Genomic DNA, 26,763 nt, shown 5'->3' on the forward strand with positions numbered 1-26,763 from the left:
GGTGAGGACTACGCCATCACCATCGGCGGCGTGGACGGCGAGCTCATGAACAGCCGAATGCACGCCTCCGAGGACGCGCTGGCCGAACTCGGCTGCGCGCCCATCGCCGGGCGACCGGCGCCGCAGGTCCTCATCGGCGGTCTGGGCATGGGCTTCACGCTCGCGGCGGCGCTGCGGGTGCTGGGGCCGGGGGCGCAGGTCACAGTGGCCGAACTCGTACCCGAGGTCGCCGAGTGGAACCGGGGCGACCTCGGCGCGTGTGCCGGGCGACCCCTGGACGACCCACGAGCTGCTGTGGTGGTGGGCGATGTGAGCGCGCAGATCCGCGCGGGGGCCGGCCGCCTCGACGCCGTGCTGCTGGACGTGGACAACGGCCCCGGCGGCCTGACCAGCGAGTCGAACAGCTGGCTGTATTCGGCCGCCGGCCTGAAAGCGGCCGCACGCGCCCTGCGGCCCGGCGGCGCCCTCGCCGTCTGGTCGGCGCACGCCGCGCCCGCCTTCGCCGCCCGCTTTCAGGCGGCCGGATTCGGCGTGCAGGCCCACCGGGTCCGCGAACGTCCCGGCAAGGGCGCGGTGCATACTGTGTGGGTGGGGGTCCGGGGCGGCTGAGCGCTGAGGCCCCTTCCGAGTCCCGCCCTTCAGTCGGTGGGCACGCTGGGTACGTCCCTCAGCTCGCGCGCGTGCCTCAGCGCCGCTTCCGAGGTGTGGCCGCCCAGCATCCGGGCGATCTCTTCGAGGCGCTCGTCCTCGCCCAGCAGGCGCACGCGGCTGACCGTCCGGCCACCTTCGACCGTTTTCTCGACCTTGTAGTGGTGGTCGGCGCGGGCGGCGATCTGCGCGAGGTGGGTCACGACGAGCACCTGCCGGCTGCGCGCCAGCCGCGCGAGCTGCGAGGCCACCGCCAGCGCCGCCGAGCCGCCGATACCCGCGTCCACCTCGTCGAAGACCACCGAGGGCGTGTCGGCCCCCAGCACCGTGCTGATGGCCAGCATCACGCGCGACAGCTCGCCGCCCGAGGCCACGTCCGACAGCGGCCCCAGCGCCTCGCCGGGGTTCGCGCCGAACAGCAGCGTCACGTCGCTCAGGCCGTGCGCGGCGGGCTGCTCCAGCGGACTGAGGGCAAAGGTCATGCGCGCGTGCGGCATCCCCAGTTCACGGATCACCGCGAGCAGTTCCTCGGCCAGCGGTCCGGCCGCCGCCTGCCGCGCGGCGTCAAGTAGCTTCCCCTCGCGGCGCACGTCCCCGAGCAGGGCCGCCACCTCGTCCTCCAGCGTGCCCGCATCGCGCTCGTCCTGCTCCAGCGTCTCGAGCTCGGCGGCGGCCATGTCCCCGAAGGCCACGACGTCGTCCAGGGCCGGACCGTACTTGGCGCGCAGCTTGCCCAGCGCCGCGAGCCTCGTCTCGACGCGGGCGAGTTCCTCGGGGTCGGGGGCACTGTTCTCGGCTCGCTCGCGCAGCTCGCCCACGACCGCCCGGATGGCCTCCTGGGCCACGCGCAGCTCGTCTTGCAGCTGGGCCGTGAGGGGATCGTATTTCGCGCCGGCGTTCAGGGCGCGCACCGCCTCGGCGATCATACCCAGGCCGTTCATCTCGCCGTCGCTGAGCAGTTCCAGGCCCGCCGCCGCCGACTGCGCGACCGTGTCCAGGTTCGAGAGCCGCGCGAGATCGGTCGCCAGCGGCTCCTCCTCGCCCGACTGCGGCGCTACCTCACGGATCTCCTGGACCTGGAAGGTCAGCAGGTCGATCTGGCGGGCGCGCTCGCGCATGGTGGCGCGCAGGTCGTCGAGACGCGCGCTCGCCGCGCGCCAGCGGGCGTAGGCCTCCGCATAGGGCCGCGCCCCCACCCGGCGGTCGAGCAGCCCCCGCTGATTGGCGGCCGAGAGCAGACTCACCGCGCTGTGCTGCCAGTGGATCGTGAGGCGGCCCTGCGCCCACTCCTGGAGCTCGCGCAGGCTCACGACCTCGCCGTCCAGCCGCGCGTTGCCCCGGCCCTGCGCACTCAGGCGGCGGCTGGCGCTCTGCTCGCCGTCCCAGAAGCCCGTGACGAGCAGATCGTCCTCGCCGCTGCGGATGAGGTCGCTGCTGGCCCGCGACCCCAGGAGCAGTCCCAGCGCGTCCACGATGATGCTCTTGCCGGCGCCCGTCTCGCCGGTGAAGGCGCAGAACCCGCCGCCCAGCTCCAGCGACAGCTGCGCGATGGTGGCGAGGTTGCGGACCTCCAGCCGGGCGATGCCGGCGCCGGCCGACCCTGGCGCGTCGGGAGGAGAAACGGGCATGGACCGCCGGGCGGGGGCGTCCTGGGTCGGGGTGCGGGCCTTGCGGGTCACGCGCAAGAGTCTAAGCCGCCCTCCCCGGCCGGGTCGGCGACCAGGGCACAGTCGCGCGGTCGGGCGTGGCCCCGGTCCTGACCCGATGTCCACCCGAACATGAACCGGACGTTACATTTCACCCATAAACCGCCCCCGTAAGCGGGCGCACAATGGCTCTCATTGAACGCTGGACACCTTCGCCGGCGGGACCAAAGGAGCGAGACGATGACGAACGACACGACGGGCGGCAACAAGCGCAGCCTGATTCTTCTGGGGGCATTTGCCGCCCTGGCATTGAACAAGGACCTGCGCCGCCGTCTGGTGGAAGGCACCCATACCGTCTGGGATACGGCCCAGACCACCCTCGACGACACGGTCAAGCCCGCGCTGGAGCAGGCTGCCGCGCAGGCCCAGCAGCTCGGGGCCGTCGCCGCGCAGCAGGCGACCCAGGTGACCCAGACCCTGCGCGAAGAAGCCCCCGTGCGTGCCCAGCACCTGCTGGAAACCGCCCAGGCCGCCGCGACCACCCTGGCTGGCAGCGCCGCCGACCTGCGCGACGAGGCAGTCCAGACCGTGCAGAAGGCCGGGCACGATTACGGCCACAAACTCGGCGAACTGACGGCCGACCTGCGCGAAACCGCTGAGGACAAGCGCAAGGAAGCCGAGAAGGCCATCGCCGAAGCGCAGAAGACCGCCAGCCACCGCATCGCTGACCTTCAGGACGCAGCCGAGGCCCGGCGCCGGGACGCCGAGAAGGCGGCCGCACAGGCCAAGAAGGAAGGTCGCTACAAGCTGGCCGAGTTGCAGGGTGCCGCCGAGGACAAGCGCCGGGATGCCGAAAAGGCCCTCTCGCAGGGCAAGAAAGCCGGCACCGCGCTCGTCGCCGAACTGGGCAGCAAGGTCCTGTCCGTGCGTGACGAGGCCCAGGATCACTTCGCCTCGCAGCGCCGCGCCGCCGAAAAGCAGCTCTCGCAGGCCCGCCGCGACGCCGAGAAGGAACTGCGCCGTGCCCGCAAGAACTGGAACCCCGAGCAGCTGGAACGTGAAGTCGGCCGCCGCGTTGCGCCGCTGAGCAAGCAGCTCGACCGCGACCTCTCCCGTCTCCAGAAGCAGGCCGGGAAAAAGAGCCGCGAGCTGCAGCCCCGCTTCGAGCCCGAACCGAGTGGTGGCGTGAGTGGCGGCGTCGTGACGCTGGCCCTGCTGGGCACGACCGCCGTGGTGCTGGCCCGCGTGCCCGCCGCCCGCCAGGGCCTCCTGAAGGCCGTCGAGTCGGTCAACCCCCAGTGGGCCGAGTCGCTGCACCAGGCCGGGCGCACCGCCCGCAACCTCGTGGGCTCGATGTGGCTCGAACGCCTGGAAGAACCGGGCCAGGCCCCCAACGCCGGGGTCGCCAAGAGCACCCAGGGCGCCACGACCGGCGCGACCTGGGGCGCGACCCCCTCGCCCACCTCGGATGCGGCCGCCAAGCCGGCCCAGGCACCTGCCGACGCGGGCAAGCCCGGTGCCGGCAAGACGGACGCCCCCAAGCCCGACACCGACAAGAAGACCAACTGAGCCACTGAGGGCTGACAGGGGGGCGTGGCCGTCAGGGCCCGCCCCCTTTTCCGAAAACCTTCCGGCGTTTACAGGCCATGCTCTAGACTGCCGGCAGCATGTCCAAGTCCGACACTCCCCTGGCCCTGGTCGGGTATCCGCCCGCCGCCGCCCTGGCCCTGCGAGAACTGGGCCTGACTGCCCTCAGCGTGCCAGCCGCCGCCCCCGAGGAAGTGGTGCAGGCCTGCCGCGTCCTGGGTTTCGGCGGCGCCCTGATCGCCCCCGCGCACCAGGCCGCGTGGCTGGGGGCCGTGTCGCCCGACCCCGAGGCGCGGCGGGCCGGGCGGGTGGACGCGGTCACCTTTGGCGGCCTGACCCCTCAGGGCACCTTCGCCCACGCTGACGCCCTGAGCGACGCCCTGAGCAGCAGCGACTACGCCGCGCGCGGAGCTGCCCTGCTCGTACTGGGGCAGCAGGCGGGCGACCTGCTGCTCGCCGCGCCGCTGACCCGCCTGGGCTTCGCACAGATCGCTCTGGCCGCCCACTCGGCCCCCGAGGCCGAGAAGGTGTTGCGTGACCTGCCGGTAGGCCCCCGGTACTTTCCGATCAGCCGCCGCGACGGATCAGTGCAGGCCCTCGCCGAGCGCAGTGACCTCGTAGTCCTGACCTCCGGTGAACTGCCGCCCCGGCTGCTTCAGCCCTACCACACCCTCCTCGACCTGACTGGGCAGGCCAGGGCGGAGGGCACGGGCGCCACGGTGCTGGACCTCGAACATCTCGGCGCGCACCACCTGACCCGGCAGCTCTCACACGCGACCGGCCAGCGCCTGCACGCCCCCGAGGTGGCGGGCGCGGCGCGGGTGCTGCGGGGCGAGGGCAGCTGAGGGCAGCGGTAAGGGAGGCGGCTGAGCAAAGCCGCCTCCCTTACCGCTGCCTCTTAAGGCTCAGACCATCTGGAGCGGGCTGCTCAGGGCGGCCGACTCGGGGGTGAACCGCGGCAGCTCGGGCAACGGTAAACCGTCGGCGCCCAGAATCTTGCCGTACATCATGTGCGGTGTGGCGTGCTCGATGCGGACCCGCACGATGCCCGCGCCGTCCGCCCCGACCGCCTTGGGGACCACGGTGGGATGGTTGCCGCGCGTGTGACCTTCGAGAAACCCGGACTCGTGGGCGTCGCCGCGCAGCAGCACCTCCTGCACAGTGCCGACCTTCTCGGCGTTCTTGCGGTTGGACCACTCCTTCTGCCGGGCGATCAGGCGCTGGAGCCGCTCGGTCTTGAGCTCGCGCGGCAGGTCGGCAAAGTGCTTGTAGCTGGGCGTGCCGGGCCGGGGCGAGTAGATAAACATGTACGCCGAGTCGTAGCCCACCTCGTCGTACAGGGAGAGGGTCTCCTGAAAGTCTTCCTCGGTCTCGCCGGGAAAGCCCACGATGATGTCGGTCGCCAGAACGGCGTTCGGCATGTGCCTGCGAATCTGGGCGATGTGCTCCAGGTACTTCTCGCGGGTGTACTCGCGGGCCATGCGCCGCAGCACGCGGTTGGAGCCGCTCTGCACCGGCAGGTGCACGAACTCGCACACGGCGGGCGTCTCGGCCATCGCGGCCGCCACGTCCTCGGTGAAGTTCATGGGGTGCGAGGTCGTGAATTTGACCCGCCGCACGCCGCTCCGGCCCACCTGCCGCAGCAGGTCGGCGAAGGACGGGTAGCCGGCCAGCCGCGCGCCGCCGTCCACGCCGTAGGCGTTCACGTTCTGGCCCAGCAGCGTCACTTCCTGCACGCCCGCCGCGAGTTGCAGGTCGAGCTCGCGCAGGATGTCGTCCGGCGAGCGGCTGACCTGCGGGCCGCGCGTGGTCGGCACGATGCAGTAGGTGCAGTGGTGATCACAGCCGCGCATGATGGTCAGGTGGGCCTGCAACTTGCCCGCGGGCGACGGCGGGATGTGGCCGTGCAGCTCGTCTTTGAACTGCAGGCCCCAGAAGCGCTCGCTGCTCTCCAGCGCCTTGCCGATGTCGAGCAGACTGCCGGGTCCCAGCAGCACGTCCACCTCGAACTTGCGGGCGATCTGCTGGCCCTCTTCAAGCTGCGCGAGGCAGCCCATCATGCCGACGACCAGCGAGCGCTGCGCCTTTTGCTTACGCAACTCGCCCAGCAGCGAGCGGACCTTGTCCACCGGCTTGCCGCGCACGGCGCAGGTGTTGACCAGGACGAAGTCAGCCTCGTCCACGCTATCCACGATGTCCGCGCCGAAACTCACGAGCTGGCTCTGCACCAGGTGCGTGTCGTACTCGTTCATCTGACACCCGTAGGTGATCAGGTGTGCCTTCATGTCACTCCTCCCGGCCGAACGGAGGGATTCCGGGGCCGTCTTTCCGCCTGGGGGGCACTTTCTGTGCCGCCGCGCGGGCCGCTCGCCAGCATACCAGAGCGGAGAAACGGGGCCGGCCGGGAACCGGAGGCGCGTCCGGGGCGTACCGGGAGCATGCAGGGCTTCCTGGATTTCCTAGAAGGACTCGTGACCCTCTCGCAGCTCAGCGTCCGGGGCGGCGTGCTGCTGATGGGCCTGCTCGTTCTCGTGGCCGGTGGGCTCCTCGCCGTCGACGCGGTGGTGATCGCCGGATTGCTGCTCACCGCAGGCGCACTTCTGAGCTACCTCTGGAGTCTGCTGCGCTGGCTGGCCCGCCGGTTCTGAGCTTCAGGGCGTCGCCGTCACCTTGTTGAGCGTCACGTTGTAGGGAAACAGTTCCCGGCCCAGCAGGACGGTCTTGAGCTGCCCGGCGATGGTCCCGCCGCGCAGCTCACCGTGCAGCGCCGCGCGGTACTTGTCGCCGCCTTCGTACATGGTGAGGTCGATCGCCCCCCCACCCTCGGCCGGCCGGAAGCTGCCGGTCGCGGCGTAGGCCTTCTTGCTTTCCAGATTGGTCAGGACGCCGCTGGCCCGGCCCGCACGCTCCTGCACGTTCAGGACCAGCCGGTAGGGCACGCGGCCGGTGATGCCGTTGCCCACGCCCTCGTAGGTGCCGTTCACCGCCCGTTCCAGCGGCGTCTCGGGGTTGATGTACGCCCCGATGGCGCAGCCGCCCAGCGCGGGCGCGAGCAGGAGGGCGGCGAGGGGCAGTGCGGCGCGGGCAGGGGACATGGGCCGAGCTTACGGACCCCTCATGAACGGGGTCTGACGCGCGCCCAGACAGACGGCACTTGAGGTCTAGCGGCTGCGCCGCTCCTGCTGGCGCATGGGCATGGTATCGATGAGGCTGCCGACCGTCTTCAGACTGGGAGGCGAGCCGTAACGCGCCTTCACGCCCGTGTCCTTGCCGATCAGGGTCGCGGGGCCGTACTGCGCACCCGCCTGGCCACCGGGGTCGGCCAGCAGGGTGAGCATGAGGGTGCCGGGCCCCCGCAGCCGGACGTCGCCGGGCGGCAGCAGGGCCACCACGCGCAGGTCGTAACCCTGCAATACCGCGTCCTGGCGGCGCATCTCTGCCAGGTAGGCAGCGGAGGGCCGGTTTACGACGAGCACCCGCTCGCGTCCCAGGACGCCCGACAGCGACCAGGGTTGTCCGGCACCGGTCCGGAGATTCAGGGACGCGGTGCCGGCCAGCCCACTTCCCAGGGCCGTCACGGCGAGCAGGCGAGCAACGAGGGTCATACCCTCAGTGTGGGGCGGCGGGACGTGTGGGAAGTAGGAAGCAGAGCAAGGCCGCTTGAGGCCCTGGCCCCTGCCCCGCCCCAACTGCCCTACTCGCCCAGTTCCGCGAAGACGGCGCGGCTGATGACGAGTTGCTGGATCTCGCTCGTCCCCTCGTAGATTTCGGTGACCTTGGCATCGCGGTAGAGCCGCTCGACCGGGTACTCGCGGCTGTAGCCGTTGCCCCCGAAAATCTGGATGGCGTCGCGGGTCACGTCCACCGCCGCCTCGCTCGCCAGCAGTTTGGCGATGCTGGCCTCCTTGCCAAAAGGCCTTCCCTCCTCGCCCAGCCACGCCGCCTTGAGGGCGACGAGCCGCGCCGACTCGATGCGGGCGGCCATGCGCGCGACCTTGAAGGACACGCCCTCGAACTCGCGCAGCTTCTTGCCGAACTGCTCGCGCTCGCAGGCGTACTGCGCGGCGTGCTCCATCGCGGCGCGGGCGATGCCGAGGGCCTGCATGGCGATGCCCACGCGCCCGCTGTCCAGGCTGGCGAGCGCCACCACGAGCCCCTGACCTTCCTCGCCCACCATGTTTTCCGCCGGGACGCGCACGCCGTCGAAGGTGACGGTGGTCGTGTGGGCGGCGTGTAGGCCCATCTTCTCCTCGGGGCGGCCAGTGCTCAGGCCCGGCGTGCCCTTCTCGACGACGAAGCAGCTCACGCCGCGCGCGCCCGCGCCCCCGGTGCGCGCCATGACCAGAAACGTGTCGGCCTGGTTGCCCGAGGTGATCCAGGCCTTCGCACCATTCAGGACCCAGGTGTCGCCGTCGCGCTCGGCCCGCAGGCGCAGACTGGCCGCGTCGCTGCCCGCACCCGACTCGGTCAGGCAAAACGCCCCGAGGTGCTCGCCGCTGGCCAGGGGCCGCAGGTACTTCTCGCGCTGGGCGTCGGTGCCGTACCGCAGCAGCATCTTCTCCGGCAGGCCGTTCTGCACACTGACGATCACAGCCACACTGGCGTCGGCCGCCGCGATCTCCTCCAGGCATAGGGCGTAGGTCACGCCGTCCAGGCCCGCGCCGCCCCAGCGCTCGGGAACGGTCGCGCCCATCAGGCCCAGCTCGGCCAGCCCGCGTAACTGCTCGCGGGGAAATTCGCCGCTGCGGTCGTACTCGGCAGCCTTGGGAGCGATTTCAGCGCGGCAGTAGTCGCGGACATGCTGCACGATGAGACGCTGGTCGTCCGACAGGGCAAAAGCCATGCCGGGAGCGGCGGCGGTGGTGGTCATGATCCCAGGCTACCAAACGGTTGTTAGGAGATGCGGAGTGCTCGGTGCAGGGTAAGGGGCACAGGAAGGGCCGAGGAAAGAGGGAGCGGCTCCGTCCCCTCTGGCCTCACTCTCCGGCCACCTCCCGCGCCAGCGCCTCCTTGATCCCCCGGCCGCGCCACCCACTCTCGACGAAAACCGCCTCGCCGCCCTCCCAGCGCAGGTGTGCGCCGATCACAGCTCCACCGGCGATCGCCAGGGCGGCAGCGGCCAGGTCCGACAACGGCGCCCCGGGACACAGGCGGGCGGCGGCAGTTCTCAGCGCCGGGGCCAGAGGCAGAGGCGGGCGGGTCACGCGGACACGGGCAGGCAGGCTCACGCGGCCGAGTGTAGCGGGCGCGGCCTCCCCAAGGGGACCAGCACGCTCCTTCATGACGGCGCTCACGCCCGACCCGTACAATGCGCGCCGATGACAGGCCGCCCACGACCGACGGACCGAACCGGGAGGCGACCTTGCGTGCGCTGGCCTGGATACTGACTGTGCTGCTGGGGGTGCTGGGGCTGGGGCTGGCTGCGCTGGCGCTGGGCGCTTTCGCCTCGCTGAACCTCGCCGCGCCGCTGTGGCTGCGCTCGCTGGGCACCCTGAGCACCCTCGCGCTGGGCGGAGCTGGCGGTTTCGCGCACGCGGTCACCCTATCGTTGCTCGCCAGCGCGCTGCTGGGACTGGCGGCCTACCTCAAACCCCGCGCCTGAGCGGCGCGTGGGCCGGCCGCGTACAGGCACCCTACCCGCGCGGTAGAGGCCACCAGACCTCTGCTGACTGGCCGCTTTCCGCGCCAGTTCTCCGCGCTGCTCGGCCCCGGGCTTCCCCGGAGGCCGTATAAGATGGGACGGCCCGGGAGCGGGGCCCTGCCTGCCCGCCCCCGTCTGGAGGCCCCCTATGGAACCCCTGCTCATTCAAGACGTCCTGGCGACCCTCCCCCACCGCTTTCCCTTCGTCCTCGTGGACCGGGTCCTGAGTGTGGAGGGCGGCGTGGTCCACGCCATCAAGAACGTGACCATCAACGAGCCCTTCTTTCCCGGCCACTTTCCGCAGGAGCCGGTCATGCCGGGCGTCCTGATCACCGAGGCGCTGGCGCAGGCGAGCATGTTCTGCCTGCACGGCCAGACCGAACCCGGCACGGTGGGCTACCTCGCCGGCATCGAGGGCGCCCGCTTCAAGCGCAAGGTGATTCCGGGCGACCAACTGCACCTGCACGCCAAGCTGGAATTCCTGCGCCGGGGCCTGGGCAAGACGACCTGCCGCGCCGAGGTAGACGGTGTGGTGGCCGCCGAAGCGACGATCCTGTTCGCGGTGGCCAAGCCGTGACCGGGCGGTGGGCTGCGGGCCACGGGCCGTGCGCGTTCTCCGCTGCCCACGGCCCTGACGCCGCGGCCCCGGAGAGGGCCGCGTCTTGACCCGCCTCACCCGCCTCGTCACGGCCGAACTCGTACCGCCGCTGCTAGCGGGCACGCTGCTGTTCACGGCGATCCTGAGCTTCGGGTACTTCTTCATCTCCAGCCAGTGGCTCGCGGGAGTGCCCGTGAGCCTCATTGCGCGCTGGATCGGCTACCAGATGCCCGACACGCTGGTCAAGGTGCTGCCCATGGCGGTGGTCCTCATGACCGTGGTGGCCTTCGGGCGCATGAACACCGAGCGCGAGCTCGTGGCAGTGCAGTCGGGCGGCCTGAGCCTGGGGCGTCTGGCGCGGCCGGCGGCGGTGCTGGGGCTGCTCGTCACGGCACTGAGCGTATGGCTGAGCCTGTGGGTCGCGCCGCGCGCCAACGTCGAGACGCGTGGGCTGTACTGGGACGCCCTGACCGGCGCGGGTCTGTCGCAACTAAGCGGCAAGACGGTGGACCTGGGCGCGGGCCTGACCCTCTATATCCAGGGCTACGACGCGGCCAGCCGGGAGATGCGCGGCGTGCGCGTCGAGAAGTGGCAGGCCGACAACCCCAGACGCGGCACAGTCATCTTCGCCGACCGGGGCACCTTCGAAAACAACCAGCTCTCGCTGCGCGGGTACGGCGTGTACGGCGTGGACTACGGCGCGGTCAAGGCCCTGTCGGCCGTGCCGGACAACGACCCGGCGGCGCTCCAGGCCGCCGTGCAGGCCGTGTTTCCCAGCGTGGTGGTGCCGCAGAACGACACCGACCCGCTGAACGTAGACACGGGGCTGTCGCGCAAGCAGACGCTGGCGCAGTACGCCGATGCCATCGGCGCCGACAGTGAGGGCTGGCCGGAACTCATCACGGCCCTGACCGCCCCCGGCGTGAAGGACAGTGACCGCGCGGCCGCCCGGCTCAGCCTGAACCGCAAGCTGGCGCTGCCCTTCGCTAACCTCGTGCTCGTGCTCGCGGCCCTGCCCTTCGCCCTGCGCTTCGGGCGCACGCTGGGTGTCAGCCTGGGCGTGGCGCTCCTCATCGCGGTGGCCTACTACCTGCTGTTCTCGGTGGGCCTGAGCCTCGCCGGGCTGGTGCCGGGGCTGCCCGAGCTGGGCGTGTGGCTCGCCAATATCGTCTTCGCGCTGGGTGGGCTGTGGCTGCTGAGGCGCTCATGACGGGGGGCCAGATGGACGAACTGCGCGCGCTGTTCGTCTCGGCGTCCATCGGGTCGGGGCACCAGCAGGCGCAGCGGGCCGTGCAGGCGGCCCTGCGCGCGCGCGGCGTACCCTTTCAGGACTTCCACGGCGACGCGGTCGAGTACCTGAACGCTCCCGAGCGCACCCTCACGGTGGACCTCTACAACTTCGAGCTGCGGCACGCTCCATGGATGTACCAGGGCTTCTACCGCTTCACCGACCTTGAACATCCCATCAACTTCATCAGCAAGGGCTTTACTCGGGTGGGCCTGCGCGGGATGCTGGCCGATCTGGAGCGCAGCCGTCCCGACCTCGTTCTGAGCAGCTACTGGGCCTCGACGGCGCTGGCGGGCACGGCGCGGCGGCGCACCGGGCGCCAGTTCCTGAACGCCCTCATCGTCACCGACTACCGCGTGCACTACCACTGGGTCCGGCAGGAGGCCGAGTTGCTGTTCGTCGCCTCGCCCGAGACCAAGGAGCAGATGGTGGCGCGCGGCATGGCGGCTGGGAAGGTCGTCGTGAGCGGCATTCCTATCTCGCCGGTCTACCGTGAGCTGCTGGGCGCAGACCGGAATGACCTGCGCCGCCGCCACGGCCTGCGTGAAGACCGGCCCCTGATCCTGATCTCGGGCGGGGGCACGGGCACCTTCCGCGCGCAGGCGGCGGCGCTCGATACGCTCGCCAACCTGGGACGCGCGGTGCAGGTCCTCGTGCTGGCCGGCGCGCGTGAGCAGGGCACCGAGGTCCGCGGCGGCGCGACCATCCACCATCTCGGGTACACGGCCGCCTTTCCCGAGCTGCTGGCCGCCTCCGACCTCGTGGTGGGGAAAGCCGGCGGCCTGACGGTGGCCGAGGCGACTGCGCTGGGCATCCCTATGGTCGTCCACGCACCGATTCCGGGGCAGGAGGAACACAACGCCGACTACCTGGAACGCGGCGGCGCCGGCCTGTGGGCGCGCGGGCCCGCCGACCTGCGCCGGGCGGTGCTGCGCGCCCTGGACCCCGACGAGCACGCCCGCCTGAGTGCGGGCAGCCGCGTGCTGGGTGTACCCGACGCCGCCGACCGCGTGGCGGACGCCCTCCTGCGCGCCCTGGGCCGGGCGTGACCAGGGCTGGGAAGCGCGGCCGGGCGTGGGTGCCGGGCGCCGGCGCCGGACTGGGGCTGGTCCTGCTCGCCTCCATAGGCCTGCCCTACGTGCTCGTGCAGCTCGCCGGCCTGGGCCTGATCCGCGAGGGCCGCAAAGCCAGACGCGAGCTGGCCCTCACCTTTGACGACGGGCCCGATCCCCAGACCACACCCGCCGTGCTCGACGCCCTGGCGGCGGCTGGAGCGCAGGCCACCTTCTTCGTGGTCACACCGCGCGCACGCGCGCACCCGGAGCTCATCGCGCGGATGCTGGCGGAGGGCCACCAGGTCGAGCCGCACGCACAGCGCCATGTCCACGCCTGGCTGCGCACGCCCTGGGGAGCCGCCCGCGATCCCCTGTGGGCCGCGCGGCAGCTCGCGGCGATCACCGGGCAGCCCGCCACGTTGCACCGGCCGCCACACGGCGCCTACACGCTGGGCACGCTGTGGGGACAGCGCCGCGCCGGGGTCCGGGGAGCGCACTGGTCGGTCGAGGGCCGCGACTGGCACCCCGCCTCCACGCCCCGGAGCGTCCGCGAGCGGCTGGGACGGCTGGTGTACCCCGGCGCGGTGGTCGTGCTGCACGACGCCGGCCCCGGCGCCCGCGTGACCGTCCCGCTGCTGCCGGACCTGCTGGCCGACCTGCGGGCGCGCGGCTACGGTTTTGTGACCATGGGCGGGCTCGGCGGCGCGCAGCCCGGCGACCTCGCGGCGCTGCGGCGCCGGGCCTTTTTGCTCCTCGACCACCTGTTCGACCGCGCCGGCAACATCCGGCCGGTGGGTGGGCGGGCCGATACGCTGTTCCGGCTGGGTCCGGTGGCCTTTCCGCTGGCCGGCGTACGGCTGGCCGACGGCACGCCGGTCCCGAAGGGCACCCCCGCCGCCGAGTTCCATGTCAACAACCCGCTCATTGTAGATATCGGGCCGCGCAACGCCGTGCGGCAGGGCCGGTCGCGCGATCTGCCCTTCATGGCGCGCGACCTGGCGTCCCGCCCGGACCTGCGGGACGCCGAGGTGATCTTCTGCCTCTCGGCCCTGTCGCCGCTGCTGGGAATCGTGCATTTCGAGATGCAGACCATTCCGGCGGCCGACGAACGGCGGCTGCGGCGCTGGGCCAACGTGCTGCGCTGGGTATACGGCAGCCAGGGCGAGGCCCAGCCGCCGCGCCTGAGCATCCTGAGCCGCGCCGAATACCTGCGGCTGTACGGCGAACAAACGGAACCCGGCGCCTCCTGATCGGGACTGCGCCTGGTGACCTGCCGCGAACTCCTCCTGTTCTCCCTATTCCCTCTGGTTGGATGAACCCCGGAAGACTGCTGGGGACCGTGGAAGTCCGTATGAACGCTACCCTGGACAGCGTGGATTACGACGATTTCTCCGAGCTGTACGACCACCAGTACGACCTGTACCGCGACGACCTGCACTTCTACGCCGGGCTGGCGGAGCGCGCGCCGGGCCGCGTGCTGGAGATCGGCTCGGGCACCGGCCGCGTGACCGCCTTCCTGGCCCGCCGGGGGGCCCAGGTCACCGGCCTGGAACCCAGCGCCCGCATGATCGGGCGGGCGCGCGAGCGGGCGGAGCGCGAGGGTCTGAGCCTGGACTTCGTGCAGGGCGACGCGGGCAGCTTCGCGCTGCCGGAGCGTTTCGGCCTCATCCTGGCGCCCTTCAACGCGCTCATGCACCTCTACACGCCCGCCGAGCAGCTCGCAGCGCTGCGCAATATCCGCGCGCACCTCGCGCCGGGTGGGACCTTCGCCTTCGACCTCTACCTGCCGCGCTTCGGGGCACTGGGCACGCTGCGCCACGAGGGCGAGACCTTCTATGCGCCGGACGGCGCGCGTACCGACGTCTTCCTGGTGCAGCGCCATGACCCGCCCGCACAGCTGCTCACCACCGAGTATTTCGCCGATACGACCACGCCGCAGGGCCAGCTCTCGCGGCGGCACTACACCCTCACGCAGCGCTACTACACCCGTTTCGAGGCCGAGTGGCTGCTGCGCTGCGCGGGCTTCGCGGCTCCGCGCGTGACCGGGAGCTTTCAGGGCGGCCCCGTCACCGAGAACAGCGAGGTGATGGTCTTCCAGACGCAGGGCGAGTGACTCGGCGCGTTCCCTGGACCCGCTAGCCCTGCACCGGGTCGAGCTGCCAGAACGACGCGAGCTTCGGGCCCAGCGCCATGAAGTCGCCGAGCTGCATGGGCTTGGTCATAAAGGCGGTGGCTCCCAGCTCGTAGGCGCGCTGCTCGTCGCCCTTGGCCGTGGACGTGGTGAAGATGACGACCCGCAGCGCCCGCAGCGCCGGGTCGGCGCGCACGGCGCCCAGCACCTCGAACCCCCCCATGCGCGGCATGTTCAGGTCCAGCACGAGCAGGTCGGGCAGGCGCCCGCCGCCCGCCGCGCTCCGCAGGGCCGCCATCGCCTCTTCGCCGTCGTGGGCCAGGGCAATGTCCAGCGCCTCGCCGTGCTGCTCCAGAGCGGCTTCCAGCAGGTACAGGTCGGCTTCGCTGTCGTCCACGAGCAGCAGCCTGGGCACCTGACTCACCCCTCGCCTCCGGCCGAAGGCAGCGTGAAGGTAAAGGCGCTGCCCTGGCCCGGTCCCGACTCGACCGTCAGATCGCTGCCGTGCAGCTGCGCGATCTTGCGCGCTAGCGCCAGCCCCAGCCCGTTACCCGACGCGTCGTTGCGGCCCAGCCGCTGAAAAATCTGGAAGATCTTCTCGTGGTACTCGGGCGCGATCCCGGGGCCGTCGTCCCGCACGGTCACGGCCCAACCGCCCGCACCCGGCAACGCCCGCACTTCCAGCGCCACCCGCACCGGATACGGCGCGCTGAAGATCAGGGCGTTGCGCAGCAGGTGCGTGAGCAGTTCGCGCAGCCGCACCGGGTCGGCCCGGACGGTGGGCCACGTCTCGGGCAGTTCCAGCGCGGGCGTGCGCGAGGCGACCAGCGGCGCGAGTTCGGCAAGGGCCCCGCGCAGCGCGTCTTGCAGGCTGGTCTCGGTAGAGTGCAGCCGCGCGGCGGACTGCAACTCGGTGTAGGCGTACAGGTCGGTGGTCAGGCCACGCAGCCGCCCCGTCTCCCCCACGACGAAACCGATGAGCTGTTCGGCGCCGGGGTCGATCTGGCCGCCGTAGCGCAGCCGGAACAGCTCGACGAACTGCGAGATCAGCCGCACGGGCTCCTGCATGTCGTGCGCGATCACGAAGGCGTACTGCCGCCACTCGGCCGCCGAGCGTTCCAGCGCCTCGTTGAGCCGGCGCAGGGTACTCAGGCGCTCGCCCAGGGCGGCGCTCAGGGTGCGCTGCAGGTCGCGCGCCTCCTCCACCTCGCCGGGGTGCCAGGGCTCGCCGTAGGCCCGCACCCGCTCCAGATAGGTGTCGAAGGACCGCCGGGGGCCGAGGTCATCCTTGGCGCGGTCGGGAGTCGCGCCGCCCCAGGCGACCTCGCGCACGATCTCCGGCCGGAACCACAGCACGGCCTCATTCCAGCCGCGCCCCACACTCAGGGCCAGCAGCCCGCTCGCCTGCGCGATGACGGCCGCGCCCGGCGCCCAGTCGGTACTCAGCGACTCGGTGACGTACAGCGGATCGTCGCCCGCCTGCGCCCGCAGCCAGTCCAGCAGCTCACCCAGCAGTTCGGGCGCGGGGGCGGCTCCCAGGGTGCGCCACTGGCCCTCGAAGTGCAGGGCCGCCCCCCCGGCCGCGAGCAGGCCCGGCAGGTCCAGGGCAGGATCGGCCAAGGCCGCAAGGGGGGTCAGGGAGTGCGTGGCCGCCCCCGTGACCCGCTCGTGGCGCTCCCGCAGGGTCTCCCGGAAGGCGTCGGTGTCGGCGCGCGACTTGAGGCGCACCTGAAGGTTGAGCAGCCGCCCGAGGTCCTCCATGGCGCTGCGGACCTCGGGGGGTACAGCGTAGGGCGAGGTGTGGTGACAGGAGATCAGGCCCCACAGCCGACCGTCCACGACCACCGACACCGACAGGCTCGACGCCACGCCCATGTTGCGCAGGTAGCGCAGGTGCATGGGCGAGGTCGCGCGCAGCACCGCTCCGCCGAGCTGCGCGGGCGCGCCCGTCTGCGGATCGAGAAGCGGGCGCAGGGGCGAGGGCGGGGCGTCCACGTCGGCGGTCAGGCGCAGCAGGTGGCGCACATACAGCGCGCGGGCCTGCGCCGGAATGTCGGACTCCGGAAAACGGTGGCCCAGAAAGGGGTGCAGGTCTTCCCGGCGGTCCTCGGCGATCACCTCGCCGGTGTCGTCGGCCGCGAAGCGGTAGAGCATCACGCGGTCCAGCCCGCTGATCTCGCGCACGGCCCGCACCGCCGCCTCCGCGAGGGCCTGGAGCGTCGGCGCACTTTCCAGGGCGAAGACGGCGTTGCGCAGCGCGTGGGCCACCCGCCGGCTGGGCGTGCCCTCGGGCTCGAGCTCGACGATCAGGCGCTCGCCGGTCCGGTGGGCGGTCAGGGCGAGGTCGGCGGTCAGGGCGCCGCCACCAGCCACGACCCGCCCGCGGTACTGGAGGTGATCGGGCGAGCCGGGCGGCAGGGCCAGCTCCAGCGCTCCCGCCTCCTCCTCGCCGATGAGGCAGCCCAGCGGCTGACCCAGCACCGTTTCCGGACCGGCCACCAGGAACGCTCCCACATTCTCACTGGCCTGGACCACCTGTAGGCCGTCGCCGAGCACCAGCAGTGCGCCGTGCGGCTGGATGCTGCCCGGAATGTGGATCGCCTCCCGCTCGCAGTTGTCGGTGGTGATCTCGGGACCGCCCAGATAGATCGGAGGCAGCAGGTCGGTCACGGCGCGGGGACCGGTCATGAGGACCTTCTTTCGGAGGGTCCCCGGATGGGTCGCGTGGCGCGTGCAAGGGAGAGGGGGGCTCGGAGGTCAGGCACGGTCGTTTGCGAAGAATATCACACGGCCGACAGGGCATTTGGACTGCGGGTCAGTGGGAACGCCGCCCTATGGGGGTGTTCCCTTTCCCCAGGCATCCCAGTTTGGCCTGGGCCTGCGCGGCTCAGCGGCGGCGCAGTTTGCGGAGGCTGTGACGCACGCCGTGGTCGGGGTGGACACCGTCGGCGATGAGATGGAGCCACTGGCTGAGGTAATAGCCCAGCAGCAGGGGCACGGCAAATTTTGCACCCACGGGTTCGGGCAGCGCCGGCCACTGCCAGGCCGGAAAGAGGGCCCTGATCATACCAGCCACCAGCCCCAGCAGCACGGCCACATAGGCCAGCCGGGTCAGTGGGCCCAGCAGCCAGGTGTGCGACAGGCCCCGGTGGCTGAACATGCGCCCGTAGGGCACCCAGACGAACCCCAGGATGCCCCAGCGCCGCTTGCTGTCCACCCGGCCTTCCGAGAGGTCGAGGTCGGGCGAGAGCAGGAACGTCCCGGCCAGGAAACCCAGCGTGAAATTGATGGCCTGCGCGGGCGTCACCCCGATGAGGTCCTGACGGCTCGCGGCGAGCGCTCCGGCGGCCAGCACGGCGTAGGCGGCGAGGTTGATGAGGTTGTGAACACGGCCGCTGGGCATCGCGGCCCACTGTGGCACAAGTGGGCGGGCCGCAGCTAGGCGGAGCCGGACGCACGGTGCGCCGAGAGAGCTTCATGCAGCGGCGTCCGTTCATCTGCCGTCACGCTTCATACGCCATGCTGGGCAGGCATGAAGTTCATCACTCCGCGCCTGCTCCAGAGTCCGTCGGTTTCGCCCCTCGCGCTGCGCCGGGGCCTGACCGGCAGCCTGCTGGCCGCCGCCCTGCTGCTCTCGGCCTGCGACCAGACCCCGGGAGAGACGCCGAACACGGGGCTGTCAGGGACGGGGCTCCAAGCCCAGACCGTGCCGCTGGGGCAGGCAATCAGCGCGCCGGCCAGACAGCCCTTCTCCGGCACCTGGACGGTGCGGGGCGTGCCGGACTGGCTGACAGTCTCTCCGGCGTCGGGCAGCGGTGACGTGGCCCTGACGGTCAGTGCCGACCGCGCCGCCGGTACACCCCTGGACGCGGGGCAGAGCGTCCTGAACGGCAGTTTTCAGGTCGTGTGGACCCTGGCGAACGGCAGAGAGGGCCGCTCGACCTGGACCGTCCAGGCCGACCAGTTCCGCCTGAGCGGCCGCGTGGTGGACGCCGCACGTCTGGAGGGCGCCGACACCCGGACCAGGGACACCGACCTCGGTGTGGGCCGCGCCGCAGACAGCCGGGGAGTGATCGTCACCTACCGCGACGCCGGGGTCCGCGACGCCGTGCTGACGAAGAGGGGGAGTGTTCGGGCACAGGCGCAGGGCGGCGCGGCGGCCACGGCCCGCGCGACCCTGGACGGCCTGAGAATCGCGGCCGGGGCGCGCTCGCCGCTGGGAGGACGCGCGGCATTGCTCGGCACCCCAGCCACCGCCTCCACCCTCGCAGCGCTGCGGGCCGACCCGAACGTACTCACGGCGGTTCCCAACGTGACCCTCCACGCCCTGACCACGCCCTCCGCCGTGTCTCCCACCGACCAGTACGCCCCCCTGCAGTGGGCCTACCCGCTGCTGGGCTACGGCGCGGTGTGGCGCGACATGGAATCGGGCGGCTATACCCGGCCCGTGACGGTGGCCGTCGTGGATACCGGCGTGCGCTTCGATCACCCCGATCTCGTGGGACAGCTGTACGGCCCGGCCGACGGCGCCCTTGACGTGATCACCGACGCGGCCAACGGCGACGGCGACGGCGCCGACACCGACCCGACCGACCCCAGTGTCGCCGGGCGCACCAGCGGGAGCCACGGCACGCACGTCACGGGCATCATCGCCGCGCGCTGGGGCGAGAATACCGTCACCTGCGCCGGATGCAGCCCGACCGGCGTGGTGGGGGCCACCTACCGCGCGCCGGTCAAGGTGCTGCCGGTGCGCGCCCTGGACAGCAGCGGCGGCACGACGGCCGCCGACGTGGCGAACGCCGTGCGCTACGCCGCCGGCCTGAGCGTGACCCTGGACGGCAAGACCTATACCAACCCCCATCCGGCGCAGGTCATCAACCTCAGCCTGGGCGGGGCGGTGAGCGCGGCCGAGGGCCAGCCGATGTGCGACGCCATCGCCGACGCCCACGCCAGGGGCGCCCTGGTGGTCGCGGCGGCGGGAAACGACGGCACCACCCTGCCCTTCTATCCGGCGGCCTGTGCGGGGGCGGTGTCGGTCGCCAGCGTCACCCTGTCGGGCGCCAGCGCGCCCGCGCACGCCGTGTACAGCAACGCCTACCCACAGGTGCAGCTCAGTGCGCCGGGAGGCGCCAGCTATCTCGCGCGCACGACCTTCAACGGCGCGGTCCTGGGCGGCTCGCCCTTCCCCGACGAGATCTTCTCGACGAGCTGGGACTATGTCCGGGACCAGCCCAACTACGAGGCCGAGTCGGGCACCAGCCAGGCCGCGCCGCAGGTCGCGGCCCTGGCCGCGCTACTCCTGAGCAAGGGCGTGACCAGCGGCCCCGACGACACCCTTGCCCGCATGGTCTCTACCGCCACCGACCTCGGCGCGCCGGGACGCGACGACCTGTTCGGCTCGGGCATGATCAACGCCGCCGCTGCCCTGAATGCCCGGGCAGTCGGCGACACACTGGGCCTGCGCCTGCAGGACGACCGGGGCCGGGCCTTTCAACCCGCGCTGGACTCGCTGGGCCGCTTCACCGCGTACCTGGGGGACGGCAGCTACTCGGTCGTGGCCGGGCGCGACCGCAACGGCAACAGGGTCTACGGTGAGAGCGGCGAGCCACGCACCGAGCGCCGCGTGACGCTGGGGGCCACCGCGCCGGTCGCCGACCTGGGCGACCTGACGCCGGTTCCGTAGGAGATATGGGGGTCGGCCTGCCCCCCTGCCCCCCATACCCGAAAAGCGGCCCGGACAGATGAGGTCCGGGCCGCCTGCCGCGTCTTTCCTCAGAACGAGATCTGGGCCTGCAACTCCTCGGAGGTGCGCCACTCGCTTACCGTGGCTCCCGTCACCGAGTTGACGACCGAACCCCCGGCACTGACCTGCCCAAAGATGTTGGCGCTCGCGCCGATGCTCAGGTCCACGACGTTCCAGCCGGTCTTGGCGATCACGTCGATGGTCACGGGCAGGGTGGAAATCTGGGAGACGTTCAGCAGCTTGGCGCAGTCCACGCTGCCGCTCAGGCGGGTGTCCCGGTCCACGTACAGCCACGCGCGGCCGCCGACATTGCGGCTCAGGAGGCCGGTCTTGCTGCCCTGCACGGCGCTGACCGAGCGCGCACCCGCCGCGTCGCTCACCTGAAGGTTCGCCACAAGGTACCCCCGCGCCGAGGTGTCGCTGCTGCTCAGGCTGCCGGCGCACTGGAGGTTGGACATGACCTGTGCCGCGCCCTGCGAGCGGGACGCCATTTCCGTACCCTGCGGCAGGGTCAGGGTGAAGCGACCATCGGCGGCGGTGGCGGCCGTGACTCCCGCCAGATCCGCGACACTGACCGTGCCGGCGCCCGAGGCGCTCGTGACCCTGCCCTCAATGACGGTCACAGTGGGCTGCTCGGAGGCCTGGGGAGTCGAAGTGCCGCTGCACGAGGCGAGAACGAGCGCGAGGGTCCCGAGGGCCAGGAACTTCGGTGAGGGAAACATACCCCCCAAGGTAGGTACTCACCCTCACGCGTTTCTGACGAAAATGGGAGAGAACGCCGGGTTTCTTACACGCTCAGCATCATTAAGCCTTCAGGCGACCGGCTGAACAGGCGTCAGGCGTTCACATCTATCACGGTGCGCCCCCGCACCTGCCCAGCCAGAATGGCTTCAGCCAGGGCGGGCAGGTCTGTCAGCGACCGTGTCTGCACCATGTCCCCCAACTTCTCGGCCCCCAGGTCGCGGGCCAGCCGCGCCCAGGCGGCCCGGCGCCGGAGCACGGGGCAGGTGACCGAGTCGATGCCCGCCAGAGTCACGCCCCGCAGGATGAAGGGAAACACTGTTCCCCCCAGGGCGCTGCCCCCCGCCAGCCCGCAGGCCGCGACTGCGCCGTGGGTGCGCGTGCCGGCCAGAGCGCCGCGCAGGGTGTCGCCGCCCACCGTATCCACCACGCCGGCCCACTGCTCGCGCTCGAGGGGACGGGTGAGGGCGGGCAGGTCGCCGCGGCCGATCAGGCGGGCGGCGCCCAGACCACGCAGGTACGCCTCCTCCTGTAGGCGGCCAGTGCTCGCAACGACCTCGAACCCTGCCGCGGCAAGCAGGGCCACCGCCGCGCTGCCGACCCCACCCGCCGCGCCCGTGACGAGCACCTCGCCGCGTTCCGGGGTGACCCCGTGGTCCTCGAGGGCCATCACCGCCAGCATGGCCGTGAACCCCGCCGTGCCCACGCTCATGGCCCATTCGGGCGTGGTGCCAGGGGGCAGCGGCACCAGCCAGTCGGCATTGACCCGCGCGAGTTCGGCGTACCCCCCATCGCTGCGCTCGCCGATGCCCCAGCCGGTCAGCACGACCGCGTCGCCGGGCACATAGGCCCCGGTGGGGCAGCTCAGCACCTCGCCCGCGAGGTCGATGCCGGGCGTCATCGGGTACGTCTTCAGGACGCCGGGCCGGCCCGCCACGGCCAGCCCGTCCTTGTAGTTCAGGCTGCTGTAGGCGACGCGCACCAGGGTGTCGCCCGGCGGCAGGGCCGAGAGTGGCAGGGTCTGAATCTCGGGGTAGGCGCCCGAGTCGCCCCGGAGCATCCGCAGGGCGCGGAAGGTCTCGGGAAGGGGGCCGGAGACGGAAGACTGGGTCATGGACATTCACCTCGGGGGGAAGGGGTAGAGGCGGCGCGCCGAAGGAAGAAGGACCTGTAGGGTAGCGCCTGCTACGCCGCAGACCGGGTGAGGCGGCCGGAACGGGCGCCCTACCCCTTCATCTGGCCGGAGCCGTCCGGGTCATCCAAAAGTGGCTTGGGTTCCCTCATACCGGGCCGCTATGCTCGGGCCGTGCGCCGCCGTATCGTGATTTTCGTCCTCGTGCTCGCAGGTCTCGCTGCCCTGATCGCTCCCGCCGTACCTGCCCTGAGCCGCTACGCCACCCTGCCGCGCAAGGCCGACGCGCCGCTAAACATCGTGCTGGCCGGTCTGGACGCGCAGTACGACTGGAGTTCGGCCACCTGGCCGTATCCCGAGATTCCCCACAGCTTCGGCACCCGAACCGACACGCTGATTCTGGCCCAGTTCCGGCCGAACGGCGAGGTCAGGATGCTCAGCATCCCGCGGGACACGGTGGTCGACATTCCGGGCTACGGGCGGGCCAAGATCAACGGCGCGAACGTTCACGGAGGCCCCGAGATGGTCAAGGCGGCGGTGCAGAGCCTGACCGGGGTGCCCGTAGACGGCTACGTCTTTCTGGCCGTCAGTGCCCTGCGCGACCTGACGAACTCGGTGGGCGGCGTGAACGTGACCGTGGACAAGGCCATGAAATACGACGACAACGCCGGCAACCTCCACATCGACCTGCAACCGGGCCGGCAACGCCTGAGCGGCGAGCAGATGGAAGGCTACCTGCGGTTCCGCAAGGACAACACCGGCGATCTTGGCCGTGTCGGCCGCCAGCAGGAATTTCTGACCGCCGTCGCCGCCAAGATGAAAAACCCGCTGAACTGGTGGCGCCTGCCCGGCATGGTCGGCACGACCTACAACAACACCCGCACCGACCTGACCCGTAGGCAGGTGGCTGAGATGCTGGGCACCGCCGTCAGCGGCCTCAAGATTCAGACCGCCGACGTGCCGGGAACCTACGGCGACTCGACCTGGGTGGCCGACCGTTCCGCGCTGGCCCTCAAGGTGAACGAGATGTTCCGCGATCCCGGCGACCCGCGCGGCCTGCGGGTAGGCGTGGCGAACATCGACGCGCCGGGCGGCAGCGCGCGGCGGCTGGTGCTGCGCCTCCAGGCGGCCGGCTACCAGAACGTGAGCATCGTGGACGAGCCGCGACGCACCATGAGCACCACCGCCGTCGCGGGCACGGGCGCGTCGCGGCTGCTCCGCGACCTGGGCTACGGCGGCGTAAGCGGCGACAGCGCGCCGGGCCTGGACGTGACCGTGCGCCTAGGCAGCGACACGCCCGCCGAGTAGGCCGGGGAACAGAGCCAGAAAACGGGGCCAGCCCCGGACTCAGCCCACGCGCGCGCACACCGGCCCGCCGGGCTTGAGGGTCACGCCGGCCTGCAATGTGGTCGGCCCGCCGCCGGGAACGTCAAGCGTGAAGTCGCGCAGCACGAGCGCCGAGATCAGGGTGGCCTCGAGCAGCGCGAGGTGGTTGCCGATGCACATCCTGGCCCCCGCTCCGAAGGGCATGAAGGCGTCGGGCATCCGGGCGCCCTCCAGCCAGCGACCGGGGTCAAAGGTGTCGGGCCGAGGCCAGAAGCGGGCGCTGCGCTGGATGAGGAAGATATTCACGCTGACGTTGTCGTCCGGCGACACGGCGTAGCCGCCCACGGTCGCGGGCGCGGTCGCCTGCCGGGGCAGCAGCCATGCGGGCGGATAGAGCCGCAGCGCCTCCTGGATGCACGCCCCGAGCAGCGGCAGGGCGCGCAGGTCGGCGGCGGTGGGTGTCCGGTCCCCGAGGACCGCGCGCACCTCGGTCTGTACCCGGCACCGCCACTCGGGCGAGCGCGACAGCTCGAGCAGCAGGAAGGTGAGCAGCGTGGCGGTCGTCTCGTGACCGGCCAGGAACAGGGTCATCACCTCGTCGCGCAGCTCGGCGTCGCTCAGGCGGCCGCCCTCCTCGTCGCGGGCGGCGAGCAGCAGACCCAGCAGGTCGTCGCCCGCCGACGCGGCGGCCCGGCGCTCGGCGATGATGCGGCCCACCACGGCGTCCAGCGCCGCGCCCGAGGCCCTGGCCCGCCGGGCAGCCGGAGTGGGCAGCACCTCCAGATCAAGCACTGCGCGGGTGCGGGCGGTCGCGTGTTCCAGCACGGGCGGCAGCTCGCGCTCGACCACCCGCAGGTCCTCGTCACGCAATGCCGTGCCAAAGAGCGCTGCTGCCACCGCCCGTAGCGTGACGTGCAGCATCTCAGCCCCGAGTTCGACCTCCTGCCCCCCCGACCGCGCTGAGGCCAGGCGCGCGAGCAACGGAGCAGTTGCCCCCACGATCTCGTCCGAGAGGCGGTCCAGCGCCGCGCGGTGAAAGGCGGGCTGCATCAGGCGGCGGTGCGTGCGCCAGGTCTCGCCGTCGGCCGTGAGCAGGCCGTCACCCAGCGTGTCCCGCAGCTTCTGGATCCCCCGGCCTTTACGGAAACGTCCTGCCTGCGCCACGAGGACCTCGCGCGCCGCAGCCGGTTCACAGACCATGAGCACGTTGCGCGGCCCCAGGCGCATCCGGAACAGGTCACCGTAGGCCGCGCGCACGTGACGCAGGTAACCCAGCGCGTCCGTGCGCAGTTCGGGCAGGCTGCCCAGCAGGGCGTGGCCACGGGGACCGGCAGGCCAGTTCGGGGCCTTGCGGGCCTGGAGCAGGGGGCGCTGAAGCATGCGCCATTGTGCGCCCGGAGGGCCGGCCAGCGAAAGGCAGCCCCGCCGTCCCTCCCGGCTCAGCGTCGGCGCAGGCGTGCCCATGCTCCAACTGCCCGACCCCTGACCCCAGGCCATCAACCTAACGGGCGTTCGTTAGTCTCTTTTGCTATGCTGGGGCCACACATGACCGTAACCGATTCCAACGCCGCGGCGTCGTCGGCCTCTGTCTGGGCCGAGGCCCAGGCCCGCCTCGATACCGACCGCGCCCGCGTCCAGACCGGGGGCGGAGCCAAGGCCCAGGCCCGGCAGCACGACAAGGGCCGGCTGACGGCCCGCGAGCGCGTCGCCCGCCTCGTAGACCCCGGCACCCCCTTCGACGAACTCATGACCTTCGCCGGCTGGGACATGTACCCGGAAGCGGGGGGCTGCCCTTCGGGCGGCGTCGTCACCGGCATAGGCACCGTCGCGGGGCGGCCGTGGATGTTGGTCGCCAACGACGCGACCGTCAAGGCGGGGGCCTTTTTTCCCATCACGGCCAAGAAGGTGATCCGGGCGCAGACCATCGCCCTGGAAAACGCGCTGCCGGTAGCGTACCTGGTGGACTCGGCCGGCGTGTACCTGCCGATGCAGGACGAGATCTTCCCCGACCAGGACGACTTCGGGCGGGTGTTTTACCTCAACGCGCGGATGTCGGCGCTGGGCATCCCGCAGGTCGCGGCGATCATGGGCAACTGCGTGGCGGGCGGGGCGTACCTGCCGGTCATGTGCGACACGGTCATCATGACCGAGGGCTCGGGTCTGTACCTCGCCGGACCGGCCCTGGTGCGCGCAGCCATCGGGCAGGTCGTGGACTCGGAGGACCTGGGCGGGGCCGCTATGCACGCCGCTATCGCCGGCACGGTGGACTACAGAGAAAAAGACGACATGGCCGCGCTGGAGCGCCTGCGCGCCCTGGCCGACCTGTACGCGCAGGGCGACCTCGCCCCCTTCGCCCGGCGGCGACGTGAGGTGGTCCCCGCCCCGGAGCGCGACCTGACCGAACTTGTGGACTTCGGCGGCAACAAGCCCTACGACGTGCGCGACCTGATCAAGGCGTTGGTCGACGGCGGCCCGGACGGCCAGGAGAGCTTCCACGAGTTCAAGGCCGAGTACGGCGAGACCCTGGTGTGTGGCTTCGCGCGGGTGGGCGGCTACCCGGTGGGCTTCGTGGCGAACCAGCGGACCGTCATCAAGAAGAAGCTCAAGGCCGGGGGCGAGCCGGGCCTGCGCTCACGCATTGAGGTCGGCGGCGTCATCTACGGCGACAGCGCCGACAAGGCGGCCCGTTTCATCCTCGACGCCAACCAGGCGGGCGTGCCGCTGATCTTCCTGTCGGACGTGACCGGCTTCATGGTGGGCCGCGACAGCGAGCAAGAAGGCATCATCCGCCGGGGCGCCAAGCTGGTCAACGCCGTGAGCAACAGCGTGGTGCCCAAGATCACCGTGATCACGGGCGGCAGTTTCGGGGCAGGTAACTACGCCATGAACGGCAAGGCCTACGGCCCACGGTTCCTGTTCGCGTGGCCCAGCGCCAAGTACGCCGTGATGAGCGGCAACGCGGCGGCCAAGACCCTGCTCGACATCCAGCTCGCGGCCCTGAAGCGTGCGGGCCACGAACCCGACGACGAGGAACTCGCCCGCCTGTACGCCGAGGTCAAAGCCAAGTACGACACCGAGCTCGACCCCCGCTACGCCGCCGCGCGGCTGTGGGTCGACGAGATCATCGCGCCCAACGACACCCGCGAGCGCCTCATCCGCGCGCTGGAGGCCTGCGCCCAGAACCCCCGCCAGGAGGAGTTCAAGGTGGGCGTCTTCCAGGTCTAGCC

General features: G+C 71.4%; 25 protein-coding genes. 13 read left to right on the top strand and 12 right to left on the bottom strand.

All coding sequences use genetic code 11. From position 1 onward, the window contains the following. Window positions 1–45 precede the first annotated feature (45 nt). Window positions 46–609 carry a hypothetical protein gene (locus tag ASF71_RS01715; protein WP_156372575.1) on the top strand — a complete coding sequence of 188 codons (564 nt, stop codon included), beginning with the start codon at window positions 46–48 and terminating at the stop codon, window positions 607–609. Between the two features lie 29 nt (window positions 610–638). On the opposite strand, the gene recN is transcribed toward ASF71_RS01715, so the two are convergent. Further along, a complete protein-coding gene (gene recN / locus ASF71_RS01720) occupies window positions 639–2,327 on the bottom strand; it encodes a DNA repair protein RecN (RefSeq protein ID WP_056295080.1) in 1,689 nt (562 codons plus the stop codon). Between the two features lie 207 nt (window positions 2,328–2,534). Between recN and ASF71_RS01725 the strand changes: the two genes are divergently transcribed. Together ASF71_RS01725 and ASF71_RS01730 are read left to right on the top strand one after the other, a co-directional pair. Further along, window positions 2,535–3,863: a hypothetical protein gene (locus ASF71_RS01725; RefSeq protein ID WP_056293879.1), complete on the top strand. Its 1,329-nt coding sequence runs from the start codon at window positions 2,535–2,537 to the stop codon at window positions 3,861–3,863. 98 nt (window positions 3,864–3,961) lie between these two features. Then, entirely contained in the window at window positions 3,962–4,726 is a 765-nt protein-coding gene (locus ASF71_RS01730) for a hypothetical protein (RefSeq protein WP_056293881.1), read from the top strand. Between the two features lie 60 nt (window positions 4,727–4,786). On the opposite strand, the gene miaB is transcribed toward ASF71_RS01730, so the two are convergent. Then, on the bottom strand, window positions 4,787–6,166 hold the full coding sequence (miaB, locus tag ASF71_RS01735; RefSeq protein ID WP_056293884.1) for a tRNA (N6-isopentenyl adenosine(37)-C2)-methylthiotransferase MiaB: 1,380 nt from the start codon (window positions 6,164–6,166) through the stop codon (window positions 4,787–4,789). Window positions 6,167–6,319: 153 nt separating this feature from the next. Between miaB and ASF71_RS01740 the strand changes: the two genes are divergently transcribed. Beyond that, window positions 6,320–6,529, top strand: a complete 210-nt coding sequence (locus ASF71_RS01740; protein WP_056293887.1) for a hypothetical protein — start codon at window positions 6,320–6,322, stop codon at window positions 6,527–6,529. Between the two features lie 3 nt (window positions 6,530–6,532). Here ASF71_RS01740 and ASF71_RS01745 read toward each other — a convergent pair whose 3' ends face one another. The 4 genes from ASF71_RS01745 to ASF71_RS01760 all read right to left on the bottom strand — a co-directional run bounded on the left by ASF71_RS01745 (window position 6,533) and on the right by ASF71_RS01760 (window position 9,109). Beyond that, a complete protein-coding gene (locus ASF71_RS01745) occupies window positions 6,533–6,976 on the bottom strand; it encodes a hypothetical protein (RefSeq protein WP_056293890.1) in 444 nt (147 codons plus the stop codon). A gap of 66 nt (window positions 6,977–7,042) precedes the next feature. Further along, entirely contained in the window at window positions 7,043–7,486 is a 444-nt protein-coding gene (locus ASF71_RS01750; protein WP_056293892.1) for a DUF4174 domain-containing protein, read from the bottom strand. Window positions 7,487–7,575: 89 nt separating this feature from the next. Continuing rightward, window positions 7,576–8,751 carry an acyl-CoA dehydrogenase gene (locus ASF71_RS01755; protein ID WP_056293895.1) on the bottom strand — a complete coding sequence of 392 codons (1,176 nt, stop codon included), beginning with the start codon at window positions 8,749–8,751 and terminating at the stop codon, window positions 7,576–7,578. A gap of 106 nt (window positions 8,752–8,857) precedes the next feature. Continuing rightward, window positions 8,858–9,109 carry a hypothetical protein gene (locus ASF71_RS01760; protein WP_056295083.1) on the bottom strand — a complete coding sequence of 84 codons (252 nt, stop codon included), beginning with the start codon at window positions 9,107–9,109 and terminating at the stop codon, window positions 8,858–8,860. Window positions 9,110–9,243: 134 nt separating this feature from the next. Between ASF71_RS01760 and ASF71_RS01765 the strand changes: the two genes are divergently transcribed. The 6 genes from ASF71_RS01765 to ASF71_RS01790 all read left to right on the top strand — a co-directional run bounded on the left by ASF71_RS01765 (window position 9,244) and on the right by ASF71_RS01790 (window position 14,576). Next, complete coding sequence (locus ASF71_RS01765; RefSeq protein WP_235514082.1) at window positions 9,244–9,483, top strand: hypothetical protein; 240 nt, start codon at window positions 9,244–9,246, stop codon at window positions 9,481–9,483. A 187-nt stretch (window positions 9,484–9,670) separates the two neighbouring features. Continuing rightward, window positions 9,671–10,099: a 3-hydroxyacyl-ACP dehydratase FabZ gene (gene fabZ / locus ASF71_RS01770; RefSeq protein WP_056293900.1), complete on the top strand. Its 429-nt coding sequence runs from the start codon at window positions 9,671–9,673 to the stop codon at window positions 10,097–10,099. 85 nt (window positions 10,100–10,184) lie between these two features. Then, window positions 10,185–11,330 carry an LptF/LptG family permease gene (locus tag ASF71_RS01775; RefSeq protein WP_056293906.1) on the top strand — a complete coding sequence of 382 codons (1,146 nt, stop codon included), beginning with the start codon at window positions 10,185–10,187 and terminating at the stop codon, window positions 11,328–11,330. Next, window positions 11,327–12,457, top strand: coding sequence for a glycosyltransferase (locus ASF71_RS01780; protein WP_200939646.1), 1,131 nt, complete (start codon window positions 11,327–11,329; stop codon window positions 12,455–12,457). The genes ASF71_RS01775 and ASF71_RS01780 overlap by 4 nt, the downstream gene beginning before the upstream one ends. Then, entirely contained in the window at window positions 12,454–13,713 is a 1,260-nt protein-coding gene (locus tag ASF71_RS01785) for a polysaccharide deacetylase family protein (RefSeq protein ID WP_369814943.1), read from the top strand. Before ASF71_RS01780 ends, ASF71_RS01785 begins: the two co-directional genes overlap by 4 nt. Window positions 13,714–13,835: 122 nt before the next feature. Next, on the top strand, window positions 13,836–14,576 hold the full coding sequence (locus ASF71_RS01790) for a class I SAM-dependent methyltransferase (RefSeq protein WP_056295091.1): 741 nt from the start codon (window positions 13,836–13,838) through the stop codon (window positions 14,574–14,576). A gap of 22 nt (window positions 14,577–14,598) precedes the next feature. On the opposite strand, the gene ASF71_RS01795 is transcribed toward ASF71_RS01790, so the two are convergent. The 3 genes from ASF71_RS01795 to ASF71_RS01805 form a co-directional block, all read right to left on the bottom strand. After that, window positions 14,599–15,018: a response regulator gene (locus ASF71_RS01795; RefSeq protein WP_056293910.1), complete on the bottom strand. Its 420-nt coding sequence runs from the start codon at window positions 15,016–15,018 to the stop codon at window positions 14,599–14,601. Continuing rightward, window positions 15,015–17,282 (bottom strand): ATP-binding protein, encoded by a 2,268-nt coding sequence (locus tag ASF71_RS01800; RefSeq protein ID WP_056293913.1) that lies wholly within the window; start codon window positions 17,280–17,282, stop codon window positions 15,015–15,017. The genes ASF71_RS01795 and ASF71_RS01800 overlap by 4 nt, the downstream gene beginning before the upstream one ends. 199 nt (window positions 17,283–17,481) lie before the next feature. After that, on the bottom strand, window positions 17,482–17,997 hold the full coding sequence (locus tag ASF71_RS01805; RefSeq protein WP_056293917.1) for a metal-binding protein: 516 nt from the start codon (window positions 17,995–17,997) through the stop codon (window positions 17,482–17,484). 129 nt (window positions 17,998–18,126) lie between these two features. On the opposite strand from ASF71_RS01805, the gene ASF71_RS01810 reads away from it, so the two are divergent. After that, window positions 18,127–20,277 carry a S8 family serine peptidase gene (locus ASF71_RS01810; protein WP_082505307.1) on the top strand — a complete coding sequence of 717 codons (2,151 nt, stop codon included), beginning with the start codon at window positions 18,127–18,129 and terminating at the stop codon, window positions 20,275–20,277. An 89-nt stretch (window positions 20,278–20,366) separates the two neighbouring features. Here the strand turns inward: ASF71_RS01810 and ASF71_RS01815 are convergent, their stop codons facing one another. Together ASF71_RS01815 and ASF71_RS01820 are read right to left on the bottom strand one after the other, a co-directional pair. Beyond that, complete coding sequence (locus tag ASF71_RS01815) at window positions 20,367–21,059, bottom strand: hypothetical protein (protein WP_056293920.1); 693 nt, start codon at window positions 21,057–21,059, stop codon at window positions 20,367–20,369. Between the two features lie 113 nt (window positions 21,060–21,172). Next, window positions 21,173–22,192 (bottom strand): acryloyl-CoA reductase, encoded by a 1,020-nt coding sequence (locus ASF71_RS01820; RefSeq protein ID WP_056293923.1) that lies wholly within the window; start codon window positions 22,190–22,192, stop codon window positions 21,173–21,175. Between the two features lie 192 nt (window positions 22,193–22,384). On the opposite strand from ASF71_RS01820, the gene ASF71_RS01825 reads away from it, so the two are divergent. Continuing rightward, window positions 22,385–23,518, top strand: a complete 1,134-nt coding sequence (locus ASF71_RS01825; protein ID WP_056293926.1) for an LCP family protein — start codon at window positions 22,385–22,387, stop codon at window positions 23,516–23,518. A gap of 39 nt (window positions 23,519–23,557) precedes the next feature. Here the strand turns inward: ASF71_RS01825 and ASF71_RS01830 are convergent, their stop codons facing one another. Continuing rightward, window positions 23,558–24,916: a cytochrome P450 gene (locus ASF71_RS01830; protein WP_235514083.1), complete on the bottom strand. Its 1,359-nt coding sequence runs from the start codon at window positions 24,914–24,916 to the stop codon at window positions 23,558–23,560. A 165-nt stretch (window positions 24,917–25,081) separates the two neighbouring features. On the opposite strand from ASF71_RS01830, the gene ASF71_RS01835 reads away from it, so the two are divergent. Next, window positions 25,082–26,761, top strand: a complete 1,680-nt coding sequence (locus ASF71_RS01835) for an acyl-CoA carboxylase subunit beta (RefSeq protein ID WP_056293929.1) — start codon at window positions 25,082–25,084, stop codon at window positions 26,759–26,761. The last annotated feature ends 2 nt before the right edge of the window (window positions 26,762–26,763 follow it).

This window comes from Deinococcus sp. Leaf326, from assembly GCF_001424185.1.
Classification (GTDB): domain Bacteria; phylum Deinococcota; class Deinococci; order Deinococcales; family Deinococcaceae; genus Deinococcus.